The organism is Neptunicoccus cionae (assembly GCF_014643735.1).
Classification (GTDB): domain Bacteria; phylum Pseudomonadota; class Alphaproteobacteria; order Rhodobacterales; family Rhodobacteraceae; genus Amylibacter; species Amylibacter cionae.
In genome coordinates this window covers 1-13861 of record NZ_BMKA01000004.1, presented here as the reverse complement: position 1 = coordinate 13861, position 13861 = coordinate 1, and the positions used below count along the sequence as shown (strand labels likewise).

Below are 13861 nucleotides of genomic sequence, written 5' to 3'. Positions count from 1 at the left end.
CTTATCGGTTAAGAAAACGCCCCGCTGTATCAGCGTCCACCGCTGTCTACAGCCTATCTTCTGGGGGAATTGGACAAAGTGCTCACCATTCGCTCGCTGGCCGATATTAACCGGATGACGCCTTTTTTTAAAAAGCGTGCACGGGTTCTTATTGGCGGTGGCGGGTATATCCGACCGGAAGCGGCGTCAGTTGCGGCGAAAAGTGGGCCCAAAATTACGCTGGTGGAAGTGGCAGATCGCATTCTGGAGCGTGTTGCGGCTCCGCAGACCTCTGGCTATTTTCGGGCGTTGGACCGATCTTATGGTATGGAAATTACCGAAGGCGTTGATCTGTCCAAATTGCAAGGTGACGAACGTGTGCAAAGCGCGCAGCTGAGCGGTGGCACAGTGCTTGACGTGGATTTCGTGATTGTGGGAACGGTTCTGTCTCTCATTGGTATTTCAATGAACCGCAACTTTTGACCGTTGACGCATAGAATGCGCCGCGGGAATATATACTTGGCAAGAAACTGATCGAAGCCGGTAAAACCGTTGCACCCCTGTCTGTGGATGGTCCCGCGACCGATCTGAAAGCGTTCCTTTGAGCCAAAGCCACAATGAAAGCTATGGGGCCTAACATGGATGAAATCACCCAACGCATTGATATGCATTCGCATTTTTACGGTGGGGGATTGGTTGAAACCTTGATGTCCCGCAGTGAGCGCCCCTATCTGCGCCGCCGCGATGACGGTGCCTTGATGATGGTGGCGATGAACGGTGAATTTGAATTTACCGATCATTACCACGACCACCGCGTTGGGTTGGAGCGGATGGAGGCCAGCGGTCTGACCCGCCGCTTGTTGACCTTTCCAGGGGCCTTAGGCGTTGAACTTTTGCCCGCAAACCAAATTGCAGAGTCGATTTCAGTCTATAACACCTATCTGTCCCAACTTACCAAAGAAACGAATGGCGCGTTGATCGGCCTTGGTGGTGTACCGTTGGCAAACATGGATCTTGCCTGTGCAGAAGTCACCCGCGTGCGCCGGAATCTTGGCCTGCCAGGGATCATTCTGCCTTCGAATTATTTCAATTCTCTGGCTGAAGCCGAGGAGATGCGCCCTTTGCTGGTGGCTGCCAATGAATACGGCTGCCACATCATGTTGCATCCTGGCCTGAAGGTAGGCGAAGCAGTGCCACCGCGTCCGGCGGACAACGTGCAATACCGTCTTTCAGCAGTAGAATTGCAATCGAGTGCCTCGCAGGTGGCCCTGACGGTGATCCTCTCGGATATGCTGGACGCTTACCCGAACATTACCTTCCAAGTGGTCAATCTGGGTGGCACTTTGCCGTTTATCTTTGAACGTATCGAAAGCATCGCGCGCCACAGGACACCGGATCAGCCTTTCCCGACCGACCGTTTGCGCCGTTTGTGGTATGACTGCGCCTCGCTCGGTCCGCGTGCGCTAGAAGCCGCTGTGCAGCTGTTCGGCGCGGATCGGTTGATGCTGGGGTCTGACTATCCGATTTTCAAAGATGACCCCTACGCCCATGCGCTGGCACCCGCCAAGCTGAGCGATGCAGACAAGCAGCAGATCGCGTGGAAAACCGCGCAAGATTTATGTGACAGACTTGATGCGCTACGATCCGAAAAAGTCCAGAGTATCGGGTAAAGCCATCAGAACCGGCCGGTTGGGTTGGTACAGGTTTCAGGAGACCAGATGACATCCCCCAAGACGTTTCCGCTTACCAGTTTCCACTGGGGCACCTACCGCGCCGAGCTGGACGGTCAGGGCAAGCTTTCAAAGTTACACGACTTTGAACATGATGACGATCCTTCGCCCATCGGTGCAGGTATTGTGGATGTGTTGGACGGGCCAACGCGGATCACCCAGCCAATGGTGCGCAAGGGCTGGATGGAAAACGGGCCGCAAGCGGGTGATACCCCTCGCGGGGAAGATAGTTTTGTCCCGGTAAGTTGGGACACGGCCATCGACCTTGTTGCGCGCGAATTGCAGCGGGTGAAGAAAAACTATTCAAACGAGGCGATCTACGCCGGTTCGTATGGCTGGGCTTCGGCGGGACGGTTCCACCATGCGCAGGGCCAGCTTAAACGGTTTATGAATGGCATGGGCGGATTTGTGCGATCGGTCAATTCCTACAGCCTTGCTGCCGGCGAGGTGATCGTTGATCATGTGCTTGGTAACTACAACGAAATGATTTACCGCCAGACCAGTTGGCAAAGCATCATTGATGACACGGAACTGTTCGTGGCTTTTGGCGGGTTGCCTCTGAAAAACGGGCAGATCGGGCAGGGTGGTGTCGGGCGGCACCGGCAGGCCGAGGCGATGCAGCAAGCGCGGGATGCGGGCGTTAAGTTTGTTAATGTTTCGCCCATACGTGCAGATGTCACCGGAGACCTTGATGCGGATTGGATTGCTTTGCGCCCCGGGTCGGACGTGGCCTTTATGCTGGGGCTTGCGCATACATTGGTGTCGAAAAACCTGCACGCGCGCGATTTTCTGGAACGATGCACAGTCGGCTTTGACCAGTTTCACGCCTATCTTTTGGGGGAAAATGACGGCCAGCCGAAATCGGCGGCTTGGGCTGCGGAAAAGTCCGGCATTCCCGCCCAGCAGATCATCGACCTTGCGCACCAGATGTGCAGCAAACGGACCATGCTGTCCGCCAGCTGGTCCCTGACACGCCAAGAACACGGAGAGCAACCGTTCTGGATGTTAATCACATTGGCGGCGATGGTCGGGCAGATCGGCCTATCCGGTGGCGGGTTCGGTCTTGGCTATTCTGCGGTGAACAACATCGGGCTGGAAGGCAAGGACATCAAACTGGCCGCCATGTCACAAGGGCACAATCCGGTCGACAGCTTTATCCCTGTCGCCCGCATTTCCGATATGCTGCTGAATCCAGGCACGGAGTTTTCCTACAACGGTGCGCAGTACAGCTATCCTGACATCAAGCTGATTTACTGGGCGGGCGGCAATCCGTTCCACCACCATCAGGATCTGAACCGGCTTCGCAAAGCTTGGGCGAAACCTGAAACCATCATCGCCCATGAATGGTGCTGGAACTCCCATGCCAAACACGCGGACATTGTGCTGCCTTGCACCACCCCGCCGGAGCGGGAAGACCTGTTGTTGAATCCCAGAGATCCCTACCAGATTTGGATGCAAAAAGTAGTGGAGCCGCCAAAAGGTGTGCTGGACGACTTTGAAATTTTTCGGATGCTTGCCGCTAAATTGGGGTTCGAAGAAGCCTTTACCGAAGGGCGGACGCAGCAGGAATGGTTAGAGGTACTTCAGGACCGGTCCCGCGCGATGAACACCGATCTGGAAGAACCAATGTTCAAGCTTTCCGAACTGAAGGACGCAGAATACCAGCATATCGCCCCGCCGCAGGACGCGTTCATAATGTTGGCCGACTACCGGCGCAATCCTGAGGCGCATCCTTTGAAAACCCCCAGTGGCAAAATTGAAATCGGCTCTCGAACGATTGCGGGTTACAATCTGACTGATTGCTATGGCCATCCCGCATGGTTCGAACCGCAAGAATGGCTGGGCGGTGACACGTCGCGCCATCCGCTGCATATCCTTTCCAACCAACCCAAAACCAAGCTGCATTCGCAACTGGATCACGGGTCATACAGCCGCCAGCACAAGATTTCAGAACGCGAACCCCTTACCATGCACCCCGATGACGCCGCCCGGCGCGGCGTTCAATCCGGTGACGTTGTGAAGGTCCACAACGACAGGGGCGCCTGCCTCTGCGGGGTGATAGTCAGTAGCGAAGTGATGCCGGGTGTCGTCCAGCTAAGCACCGGAGCATGGTATGATCCCGAAAAAGGGGCGGACGGAAACGCAATGTGTAAACATGGCAACCCGAATGTTCTGACCCTTGATCGGGGGACTTCAACGCTGGCCCAAGGGCCGATTGCCCATTCCTGCCTTGTTGAGGTTAGCCTGTTCACCGACACGCCACCAAAAGTCACAGCCCACCAACCACCCGAGATTTGCGCTGTTAACAAACGTCCCGACAGCTAGGATTTAAGTCGGTCAATTACGGTGACATCCGGCGCCTTGGCGGCGGCGGCGCCCCCTTTTTAGCCTCACGCAGGGCAACGAATATCCCGGCGCCAAGGATAAGGGCAATGCCAAGACTGGTCCAGATATCGGGAATTTCGTTCCAAAAGATCACACCCCAAACAACCGCCATCAACAGGGCCACATATTCAAAAGAGGCTATAAGGCTCGGCGGGCCGTCGCGGTAGGCTTTGGTCATCAGCAATCCGCCCACGCCGCTAATCAAGCCAAAGCCGACAAACATCAGCATGTCAAAGACGCTGGGCCAGCTCCAAGGGCGCAAAACAAAGCTGAGGATTTCACCTTCGCCGCCAAAAAACCGGCCGCTGCCGATCATAAGCCCGATCAGAACTGCGAAACTGTTGTGTCCGATCTGGCCATAAAAGGACATGGTCACGGTGCTTTCGGTCTTGCCCAGATTACGGGTTAAAATCTGGCTAAAAGCGTAGATAAAGGCGGATAGTACCGCGATCAACGCCGCGCCTGTGTAATCCGCCCCCGACGGTTTCACGATCATTAACATCCCCAGCAATCCAAGACACACTGCCAGCCAGCGCATCGGGCCTACGAACTCTCGCAACAGTATCGTTGATAGGAACGTGATGATCAGCGGGGCCGAATAGAAGATCGCAACGGCATCCGCAATCGGCATCGCTGCGAGCGATATGTAAAGGGTCGTATTGGTGGCGATCATCAACAACGCACGAACAGTATGCAGCGCAGGCCGCCGCGTTTTCAGCGCTTGGAAACTGCCGGTGGTCCAGTACAGGTAAACGCAGATTACGATTAGGGCCACGGACGAACGGACGGCAATCATTTCGTGAAGAGGATAGGTGCTGCTAAGAAGCTTTAACGCCACATCGTGAATGGAAAACACAACAGAGGCGATACATACGCAGATAATCGGGATGAGATTGTTAACACTTAACACATCATGGGATGCCGTCGTCTTCAAAAGAGTCCCCCGTTCGGGTTGCACGCGCCTTGTCGGCGGTCGGATCTGGTTTGCAGTATGGGTGAGCTCTGGCATCGCGTTCCCCAGCAAGGGTGTGCCGTTAAGGCAAACCTGGTGCGCAGAGGGCCAGAATAGCGTCTTCCTTGCCCACCTCTAGCAAGGAGAGTGCCAAGGCATGACCACAATCTTCTTATGTTGCCATTAATCTGGCTTATGGCCATTGGGGCGCTGTTCAATACTGCATAGCTCAATGCAACCCTTGATATTACAAGCATTTTTAAAATTCGGAGATGCCCGCCGATATGCAGGTCGAAGAATGTTCAGTGCGATTGACCGGACCGCTAAGGCTATGATTTGGCGATGTTTTAGGAACAGACGGCACAGGGATAATACGCGCAATCCATTGTTGCTGCACTCCTTTAATAACGACACTGCGCGGTCTGCAAAAAGGGGTGATTGGCCTGTCGCCCTTAACTTGTGCGAAACAGGAAGTTCTGGCACCTTTTTGTGCAGTCGGTTATGAAGGATAAGTGGGCCTTAAAAAAATATCTTGCTTTGAAATATTAACCACAGACATATTACCGTTAAGCAATTGTTAATCTGTGGGGACTCGCCTTGGAAGCTCAAGAAGCAATGATATCAGTCAACAATGTTGATAAGTTCTATGGAACATTTCAGGCGTTGACGGATGTAAGTCTCACAGTACAGCAAGGCGAACGTGTAGTGATCTGCGGACCGTCCGGTTCTGGCAAGTCTACTTTGATCCGGTGCTTTAACGGCTTGGAATTCCACTCTTCCGGTTCAATCAGGATCGACGGGATCGAGGTTGAAGAAGACAGTAAGGATTTGCGTCGCCTGCGTCAGGAAGTCGGCATGGTTTTCCAGCAGTTCAACCTGTTTCCCCATCTTACGATCCTTGAAAACCTGACTATTGGACCGATGAAGGTGCAAAAGATCGGCAAATCCGAAGCAGAAGCCCGCGCCCGCAAGTATCTGGAACGGGTCCACATCCCCGAGCAAGCGGATAAATATCCAGGGCAGTTGTCAGGTGGTCAACAGCAGCGGGTGGCGATTGCCCGTTCCTTGTGCATGGAAACGCGGATCATGCTGTTTGACGAACCCACATCCGCCCTTGATCCAGAGATGATTAACGAAGTGCTGGACGTAATGGTAGAGCTGGCCGACACAGGCATTACCATGGTTTGTGTGACCCACGAAATGGGTTTTGCCCGCAAGGTTGCCGACACGATGGTGTTTATGGAGTCTGGAAAAATCGTCGAAGTGTCCCCCCCTGAGAAATTCTTTACAAACCCCGAAAGCGAGCGTTGTAGAATGTTCCTCAACCAGATTCTGGAGCACTAAATGGCTTCGGCAAAGCGCAGGACGCTCAAAGGTTTTTTGAACGCTGCTCCAGTGGCGATCGGTCTCTACATTGTTGTAATTTTCGGAATTTTTTGGCTGGCTTTTAATGGCGCGCAGGCGATGGGCTACAACTGGCAGTGGTATCGTATGCCGCAGTATTTTTACCGCCTGACCGAAGACGGGTTCCAGTGGGGGGAGATCGTCATCGGTCTGATGAAGACGATACAGCTTTCGGCGACGGCATTTTTTTTCGCAACGCTTCTCGGGCTTATTGTGGCGCTGCTACGGTTGTCCGGTCTTGTGGTTGGCACTGCTGTTGCAGTGGCCTTCCTTGAATTTGTGCGCAACATGCCGATCCTTGTCTTGCTGTACCTGTTTTACTACGTCCTTGGACCGATCTTCAAACTTGACCGCTACACGGCGAGCATTCTGTGTTTGGCGGTCTTTCATGCTGCGCTGATCTCGGAGATTTTCCGCGCTGGCATCAACTCGGTGCCCAAAGGCCAATGGGAAGGCGCAACCTCTATCGGGATGACCAAATCACAGGCCTACCGCTATATCGTCCTGCCCCAGTCAGTAAAATTCATGTTGCCCCCGATGACGGGCGAATTGGTTCATCTGGTAAAGAGCTCTGCCATCGTAAGTGTGATCGCGGTGGCGGAACTGACAACTATCGGGCGAAACCTGATTTCGGACACCTACATGAGCTTTGAAATCTGGTTCACAATCGCAGTTGTGTATCTCATCCTGACACTTGCATTATCCATAGGCGTGACCCGCATTGAAAAGAAATTCGCTGTTCAAAACTGACAACAACCAACAAGGAGAGACATAATGAATTTTACCAGACGCATGGCAGGGCTTGCCCTTGCCTCGGCCACCGCACTTGCACTAGCGGCGCCGGCTTCCGCGCAAAATACCCGCCAGGAACTGTCCAGCAGTTCGGTGATTGAAAGCATCAAAGAAGAGGGCGTGATCAAGATCGGCCTGTCCCTTTTCACACCTTGGTCCCTACGCGATATGAACGGTGAACTGATCGGCTTTGAACTGGACGTAGGCCGCCAGCTGGCCGAAGATATGGGCGTCGAAGTGGAATTCGTGCCGACTGCATGGGACGGCATCATTCCTGCCCTTGTTTCGGGAAAATTCGACGTCATCATCTCGGGGATGTCGGTGACACCGCAGCGGAACCTGACGGTCTCTTTCTCTGATCCTTATGCTTACTCCGGTCAGACAATTTTGGCGAATACGTCAATGACCGAGGGCTTTACACTTGAAGACTATAACAGCCCAGACGTGACCTTTGCCGGCCGTCGCGGTGCGATTGCTGTTTCGGTGATTGAGTCCATGTTCCCAAAAGCAAAGATCCTTCAGTTTGATGAAGAAAGCGCAGTGACACAGGAAGTCCTGAACGGCAACGCACATGCTTTGATGTCCTCCGAGCCGGTGCCCTCCGAAGCTGCGCGTCGTTATCCCGATACGGTGAACGTTCCCTTTAATGAAGCCTTTCAAGCTGGCGGTGAAGCCTTTGCCTTTCGCAAGGGTGACCCAGATGCAGAGAATTTCTTTAACAATTGGATCGGCGTCAAAAACCGTCAGGGTTGGCTGAAAGAGCGTCACGATTACTGGTTCCGTGGCAATGAGTGGCATTCTGAGGTTGCCCAGTAAACTCCGCTAAAACTATCGACGGACGGGCTTCCTGCCCGTCCACCATAGCCCAAGGTTGCGCGCATGCGAAGAATACTCAAAAAACTCCATTGGATGGACGCGGTGATCCTTCTCGTGGTTGTCGCTCTCGGGGGGTATATTGCCACCCGCATCGGCGCGGAGCTGAACTACAACTGGCGGTGGGACAAAATCCCGAACTACCTTTACCGCTATAAAGCGAGCGAAGACGCCTGGGTTCCTAACCTGCTGATGCAAGGGCTGTTCGCGACAATCCGGATCACGATTTATTCCAGCATTCTGGCGCTGATCCTCGGGGTGATATTGGGTGTGGCGCGGGTATCTGAAAACCTGACCATCCGCATGCTGGCACGCACGTATCTTGAATTTCTGCGCAATGTCCCACCCGTGGTCATCATCTTCATCTTCTTCTTTTTCCTGTCCGAGCAGCTTATCTCGGCGTTGAATATGGAACGCTGGGCCCGTGGTATTGCGCGCAGTGAGAATAATGAAATCTGGAGCTTCCTGTTTGGCGACATGCGCCGTTTCCCTGCGCTTATTTCAGGTGTCATCGTTCTGGCCCTGTTTGAAAGCGCTTTTGTAGGTGAGATTATTCGCGCTGGTATCCAGTCCGTTCCGAAAGGACAACGCGAAGCCGCGCGCTCTATCGGGATGAGCAGGGGTCAGGAATTGCGGTACATTGTTCTTCCACAAGCACTAAAAAAAGTTATACCGCCGCTTGCGAACCAGTTCATCACCCTTGTGAAAGACAGCTCTTTGGTATCGCTGATTTCGGTGCCGGACCTGACGTTCAAAACCATTGAATTGGTGGCATCCACGCGGATGATCTTTGAGGGCTGGTTTACTGCCGCTGCTTTCTACTTCGTGATTTGTTTCGGGCTGTCCATGCTGTTCCGCCGCTTGGAAAGGTAGCACCAAGTCGGACTTTCCTTGTCATGGAGATCAAGGCTGGCCCCGCAGAGGACCAGCTTTTTAGTCAGTGATCCTGCACAACCAGCACCAATGCGTCACCCCGCTGCACAAACCCGCGATTGCTGTGCGCCAGCACAAAGCCGTCGTATTTGAAATGCAGGGTCTCAGCGCCGCGTTCCGGTTCGCAAATGTAGTGAAACCGCCCCGCAACCTGACCGGCCTTCACAGATTGGCCCGCGTTGACCCCACGATCAAAGATGCCTTCACCGGTGGCAAAAAGGCTGTGATCCAAAGATTTGCTGGCCACCCGCTTGGGATTTAAAGCAGGAGTCGGCGCGCCATTTAGCATCCCAAGATGGCAAAATATGGAATAAAGTCCGCGTTCGGTAGCGTTGGTAATATCAGGATCGACCCCACCACCGCCGCCCAGTTCCGTGGCAATCGCCGGCACACCGCAACGTGCCGCAGCAGAGTTCAAGGATCGTGGATCATTCAATCCAGTCAGAACCCAGATCAGCGGCAGACCAAAGACATTGGCAAGCTCTAGGTTCTTCTCGAACAAAGCGCGATCTTTGGTTTGCGTGGCTAAAGTGCAGGTTGCAAAAACCGAAGCTTTACCACCGGAGTGTAAATCAACCGCAGCATCTGCAAGGGGCAGTAATTCGCTTTCTACATAGAAGGCAATCTGCTCGGTAATACTGCCCCTTGGATCACCCGGAAACGCTCTGTTCAGATTGACATTATCTAACGGAGACACACGAGCGGATGCCTTAAGAGCTGCAAAGTTAAGCGCTGGCAATATGATAACCTGACCTTGCAACTGATCCAGGCGCAGATCAGCAACCAACCGCATCAGGGCCGCCGGACCTTCAAATTCGTCGCCGTGGGTACCGGCACACATCAACACGACCGGTCCGTCGCCGTTCTTCAAACTGATCACAGGTACAGGGTGAAACCCGAGCGGGCAGGAGTTGTCCGACCAGGGAACTCTTAGATCGCCAATATTACGACCCTCCGCTTTGAAATCGATCGTCGCAGTAACAGCCGTTTTGGTCATAAAGTGTCGCTTTCATAATGGTGAAAATCTCGGTAGCTTTAAAATCGATGTTTCGAGATATAATCTATTATTATTAGCATCTTACCCTACCAACCCACTCCGTCAACTCTACCGCTTGAATGGCTTTTTTATTTGACTTGGATTAAAGAGATCGGGTAATTTGGAGCCAACAAGACGATATTTTCTGATCGATCTTGTGGTGCGGAGCACTCCCGTCTCCGAAGTTAGTATCGCAGGGCAGGGCCCGCATACGAGCAAAAATTTTAGGAAATCACGTGTCACAACAAATCGTAACGCCGCTTACTCAGGCATTGGCCGAGGGTAAGCTTTCCCGTGAAGAATTGAAGGAACTCATGCAAAGGTCGGATGCCATATCGCTGCGACGATTGGGCGTTTGGGTTCTGGTCTTGATCGCAACAACAACAATAGTCGTATTGGCTTGGAATTCTTGGTTGATCTGGCCTGCTATGTTCATCCATGGCATCGTTTTGGTACATCACTTTTCGCTGCAGCATGAATGCGTGCATTATACCGTGTTTCGCACCCGCTGGCTGAATGATCTGGTCGGACAGATTTGCGGCTATATCATTATGCTGCCCCATCGGTTCTTTCGCTATGAACATTGTGATCACCACACATACACCCAAATTCACGGCGATGATCCGGAGCTTATTCCGGCACCGAAAACCTATGGTGAATATCTTCTTTACCTCTCCGCCATTCCCTACTGGCGCAATAAATTTGTTGAGATCTTTCGTCACGCGCGCGGGCAGCTCAACGATGTCGAACGCAAGTTCATTCCAAAAGAAGAATACGCCTCTGTCTACCGCGATGCCCGTTTGATGCTAAGCGTCTATGCCCTGCTGTTTGTCGGCATGGCCGTTACAGGCTGGTGGGGTTTGATCTGGCTCTGGATCATTCCGGTGATAATGGGCGAACCTGTAATGCGGTTTATTCGGATGACGGAACATGTTGGCCGCCCGACAGTGGCACAAATGCATGAAAACACGCGCACAAATATCGTTTCTATGCCTTGGCGTTTTTTGTGCTGGAACATGAACTACCACGCAGAACATCACTATGTGGCATCGGTGCCCTATCACACATTGCCCAAACTGCATGAGAAATTGAAAGACCACATTCATGTGGAAAAATACGGCTATGTCGGGGCGCATGTGGATATTATTCGCCATATCCGGTCGCAGAAAACAGCTGCTGAGGGGGTGTAATATGGCGCGTGAGAAGATCTGGAAAGACATTCTACCGGTGGAAAAGCTGGAAGAAAAATGGGTCACGCGGGTGGACTTTGGTGCGCGAAAGCTGGCTGTGTATGACACGCCCAGCGGAATATATACCTCTATGGCGCTGTGTAATCATGGTGGTGTCGATCTGTGCGACGGGTATTTTGACGGTCACGTCATCGAATGCCCGCTGCATCAGGGCGCCTTTGATGTGCGCGATGGACGGCCGGTCGGGGCCCCGGCAACTCGCCCAATGATGACTTTTCAAACGCGCGTGCATGAAGGCATGGTGCAGATCAAAGCCTAAGGCGCTCACACGCGGGAATGTTAGAAGGGGCGCACAGGAAACCGTGCGGCCCCACTTCTTGTGCTCCCTCACGCCACGCTAATCTGATTGCGGTGCTATCGAACGATCAAGGAAAAGGACGCGCAATTGCACGTCCTTTTGATCTGGCAGAAGAGAATTTGTTGTGGCCCGCCGCTGAGAACGATCTGTTTCTTGCAGCTTTTGGCGGGTCGGGCAGGGCATTCTTCCACTCCCCCTTATCAACCTAGTCCTTTTGGGTCGGCATCCAGGAACGCCCCATTGGCGGCCCGCTGATTGCATCCTTGCGGGGTTCAGGTTCAGTCAGATGGGGGTTTCTGCGGTAGTAGACATAAGACAAACACGCAGTAGAACCCATCGCCGGTATCAAAACGGCAAGGGCAATTACCGGATTGCCGAACAAAGCAGCCAGAGAGCCGACAAACAGCCCTGCGCCCATCTGAAAGAAGCCCATTAACGACGAAGCCGCGCCCGCAATTTGGGGGAAGGGCGCCAGCGCAGCGGTTGACATGGCAGGCATCACAAAGGCGATCCCAAAGGTGTAAACGCCGACCGGCACCATGACGCGCAGGACCGAAATTTCGCCAAACAACAGCGACAGGATCAAGGCGCTGCCGATCATGATCACAACCAGTCCCGGCGTAACCAGCCGGTAAGCGCTCTGGTTCTTCATCAAACGGCGCACCAGCAGAGATGCAACAAAAAAGCTGCCTGATTGTGACAACATCCACAGCCCGAACACCGTTGGGCTTAGGCCCAGCCTTTGCATCAAAATGAAAGGAAGGATTGTCGCCAGCGCGTATATCGCACCGATGGAACCGGCAATGGTCATCGTGGTCGCCATGAAGTGCCGGTTTGTCAGCAAGGTCAGATAAGACCGCCCAAGCGCATTCAGGTTGAGGCGACTCCGATCCGGCACGATGGTTTCTCTCAGGCCCCAAATTGCCAGCGTGATAACCACCAGACCAAAGATCATCATCAGCCCGAAAACAGAATGCCAACCGGCATGCGTGACAGCCATCCCCCCCAGCGCAGGGGCCATTGCTGGCGCAATCGCCAGAATAATCCCCATCAAGTTCATGATCTTAGAGGACTCGTCCCCTTCAAACATGTCGCGCACCAGTGCCCGTGAAATCGCGACACCCGCACTGGCACCGACCCCTTGGACAAAGCGCGCTGCGATCAGTGTTTCAATGGACGGGGCGATCAGAGCCAGCAGGCTCGCCGCCACAAAAAGCATCATAAAACCGATGATCACAGGTCTGCGCCCCAATGCGTCTGACAACGGGCCAGCGATCAATTGCGCCGTCGCAAATCCCGCAAAATAGAGCGTCAGCGTCATTTTCACCAAAGAGTTCGTCGTGCCATAGGCTGTCACCACCTCTGCCATTGCAGGCGTATACAGCGCCATCCCAATCGGCCCCGTCGCAATAAACAGCGCGCCAAGCAGGCTAACGCGGCGCATGGACATCTTGGGCGCATCGCTGGACGCCTGTCTGTCAACATTTGTCTCTGCGGTGCTCATGTTTCTGCCTTTCCCGAAATGCGTCTGCTGTGATGCGCGCTCAGGTGGTTGTCGCGTGCTGATTTTAACAAGCGGTGGAACGTGTCCCATTCTTCGGTTGAAAGCCCGCCGCGAGAGATTGCGCGGACGTCCTCACCGATCCGGTGAAGATCCTCCAGCAACGCATGCGCTTTTTGCGTAATCTGCACCTGCTTGGCGCGGCGATCGTCGGGATCAGGCGTGCGTATCACAAGACCCGCTTGTTCAAGGTTGTCGATCATTCCGGTCACGCTCATCGGGCCGATGCCGGTCAGATTGGCCAAATCATGCTGCCGCAACGGGCCGAACCGCGCCACATTGGCAAGGGTCCGTGCCTCTCCAGGTGTAATCCCAAGCTCGGCCCCCGCAACACGGCGTTCAAAATCCGCGCGAAGCAGCCGTGCCACATCCAGAAGCAGAAAAGAGAAGTTATCACTGTCGATTGACTGTTTCACGGCAAGGCTCCGAATGTTGAAAGCCTTGCATATATTAAGTCGACCTTACTATGCAAGCGTGTTCGGTTTCCGCTCCCGGTTTTGTGATGGGAGATTTATACGTTATAATTAACATAACTATCATTATGCGAGTTAAGTAGGTGTAGCGGGCACATTCCATTTTGGATTGCATCACTAGATAAATTTCTGATGCAGATCAGGAGGTTGTGATGAGACGACCCTACCGCAAATTGAACATAGATGAACGCAGAA

At 53.5% G+C, this 13861-nt stretch carries 13 protein-coding genes; 9 read left to right on the top strand and 4 right to left on the bottom strand.

Going from position 1 to position 13861, the window contains the following annotated elements; translation table 11 throughout:
* Positions 1-78: 78 nt before the first annotated feature.
* The 3 genes from IEX10_RS20210 (at position 79) to IEX10_RS13930 (ending at position 4034) form a co-directional block, all read left to right on the top strand.
* Complete coding sequence (locus tag IEX10_RS20210) at positions 79-462, top strand: FAD-dependent oxidoreductase (protein WP_373287506.1); 384 nt, start codon at positions 79-81, stop codon at positions 460-462.
* A gap of 155 nt (positions 463-617) precedes the next feature.
* A complete protein-coding gene (locus IEX10_RS13935; RefSeq protein ID WP_188676515.1) occupies positions 618-1649 on the top strand; it encodes an amidohydrolase family protein in 1032 nt (343 codons plus the stop codon).
* Positions 1650-1697: 48 nt separating this feature from the next.
* Positions 1698-4034 (top strand): molybdopterin-dependent oxidoreductase, encoded by a 2337-nt coding sequence (locus IEX10_RS13930; protein WP_188676512.1) that lies wholly within the window; start codon positions 1698-1700, stop codon positions 4032-4034.
* A gap of 16 nt (positions 4035-4050) precedes the next feature.
* On the opposite strand, the gene IEX10_RS13925 is transcribed toward IEX10_RS13930, so the two are convergent.
* Positions 4051-5028 (bottom strand): DMT family transporter, encoded by a 978-nt coding sequence (locus IEX10_RS13925; RefSeq protein ID WP_188676509.1) that lies wholly within the window; start codon positions 5026-5028, stop codon positions 4051-4053.
* 633 nt (positions 5029-5661) lie between these two features.
* On the opposite strand from IEX10_RS13925, the gene IEX10_RS13920 reads away from it, so the two are divergent.
* From IEX10_RS13920 to IEX10_RS13905, 4 genes are all read left to right on the top strand, one after another.
* Positions 5662-6390: an amino acid ABC transporter ATP-binding protein gene (locus tag IEX10_RS13920; RefSeq protein ID WP_188676506.1), complete on the top strand. Its 729-nt coding sequence runs from the start codon at positions 5662-5664 to the stop codon at positions 6388-6390.
* Complete coding sequence (locus IEX10_RS13915; RefSeq protein ID WP_188676503.1) at positions 6391-7200, top strand: amino acid ABC transporter permease; 810 nt, start codon at positions 6391-6393, stop codon at positions 7198-7200.
* Positions 7201-7224: 24 nt separating this feature from the next.
* Entirely contained in the window at positions 7225-8058 is an 834-nt protein-coding gene (locus IEX10_RS13910; RefSeq protein WP_188676501.1) for a transporter substrate-binding domain-containing protein, read from the top strand.
* Positions 8059-8121: 63 nt separating this feature from the next.
* The gene (locus IEX10_RS13905) at positions 8122-8988 is read left to right on the top strand and encodes an amino acid ABC transporter permease (protein ID WP_188676498.1); all 867 of its coding nucleotides are present in this window, start codon (positions 8122-8124) and stop codon (positions 8986-8988) included.
* Between the two features lie 64 nt (positions 8989-9052).
* Here the strand turns inward: IEX10_RS13905 and IEX10_RS13900 are convergent, their stop codons facing one another.
* Positions 9053-10045 (bottom strand): succinylglutamate desuccinylase/aspartoacylase family protein, encoded by a 993-nt coding sequence (locus IEX10_RS13900; protein WP_188676495.1) that lies wholly within the window; start codon positions 10043-10045, stop codon positions 9053-9055.
* A gap of 275 nt (positions 10046-10320) precedes the next feature.
* Between IEX10_RS13900 and IEX10_RS13895 the strand changes: the two genes are divergently transcribed.
* Positions 10321-11274 carry a fatty acid desaturase family protein gene (locus IEX10_RS13895; protein ID WP_188676493.1) on the top strand — a complete coding sequence of 318 codons (954 nt, stop codon included), beginning with the start codon at positions 10321-10323 and terminating at the stop codon, positions 11272-11274.
* Position 11275: 1 nt separating this feature from the next.
* Positions 11276-11593: a non-heme iron oxygenase ferredoxin subunit gene (locus IEX10_RS13890; RefSeq protein WP_188676490.1), complete on the top strand. Its 318-nt coding sequence runs from the start codon at positions 11276-11278 to the stop codon at positions 11591-11593.
* Between the two features lie 244 nt (positions 11594-11837).
* Here the strand turns inward: IEX10_RS13890 and IEX10_RS13885 are convergent, their stop codons facing one another.
* Together IEX10_RS13885 and IEX10_RS13880 are read right to left on the bottom strand one after the other, a co-directional pair.
* The gene (locus tag IEX10_RS13885; RefSeq protein ID WP_229678559.1) at positions 11838-13136 is read right to left on the bottom strand and encodes a multidrug effflux MFS transporter; all 1299 of its coding nucleotides are present in this window, start codon (positions 13134-13136) and stop codon (positions 11838-11840) included.
* Positions 13133-13609 carry a MarR family winged helix-turn-helix transcriptional regulator gene (locus IEX10_RS13880; protein WP_188676487.1) on the bottom strand — a complete coding sequence of 159 codons (477 nt, stop codon included), beginning with the start codon at positions 13607-13609 and terminating at the stop codon, positions 13133-13135. Before IEX10_RS13880 ends, IEX10_RS13885 begins: the two co-directional genes overlap by 4 nt.
* Positions 13610-13861: the final 252 nt, after the last annotated feature.

Bases quoted from the DNA above. Each gene is read 5' to 3' on its own strand.
- IEX10_RS13935 (WP_188676515.1), top strand. From the start codon at position 618: ATGGATGAAATCACCCAACGCATTGATATGCATTCGCATTTTTACGGT.
- IEX10_RS13930 (WP_188676512.1), top strand. From the start codon at position 1,698: ATGACATCCCCCAAGACGTTTCCGCTTACCAGTTTCCACTGGGGCACC.
- IEX10_RS13920 (WP_188676506.1), top strand. From the start codon at position 5,662: ATGATATCAGTCAACAATGTTGATAAGTTCTATGGAACATTTCAGGCG.
- IEX10_RS13915 (WP_188676503.1), top strand. From the start codon at position 6,391: ATGGCTTCGGCAAAGCGCAGGACGCTCAAAGGTTTTTTGAACGCTGCT.
- IEX10_RS13910 (WP_188676501.1), top strand. From the start codon at position 7,225: ATGAATTTTACCAGACGCATGGCAGGGCTTGCCCTTGCCTCGGCCACC.
- IEX10_RS13905 (WP_188676498.1), top strand. From the start codon at position 8,122: ATGCGAAGAATACTCAAAAAACTCCATTGGATGGACGCGGTGATCCTT.
- IEX10_RS13900 (WP_188676495.1), bottom strand. From the start codon at position 10,045: ATGACCAAAACGGCTGTTACTGCGACGATCGATTTCAAAGCGGAGGGT.
- IEX10_RS13890 (WP_188676490.1), top strand. From the start codon at position 11,276: ATGGCGCGTGAGAAGATCTGGAAAGACATTCTACCGGTGGAAAAGCTG.
- IEX10_RS13885 (WP_229678559.1), bottom strand. From the start codon at position 13,136: ATGAGCACCGCAGAGACAAATGTTGACAGACAGGCGTCCAGCGATGCG.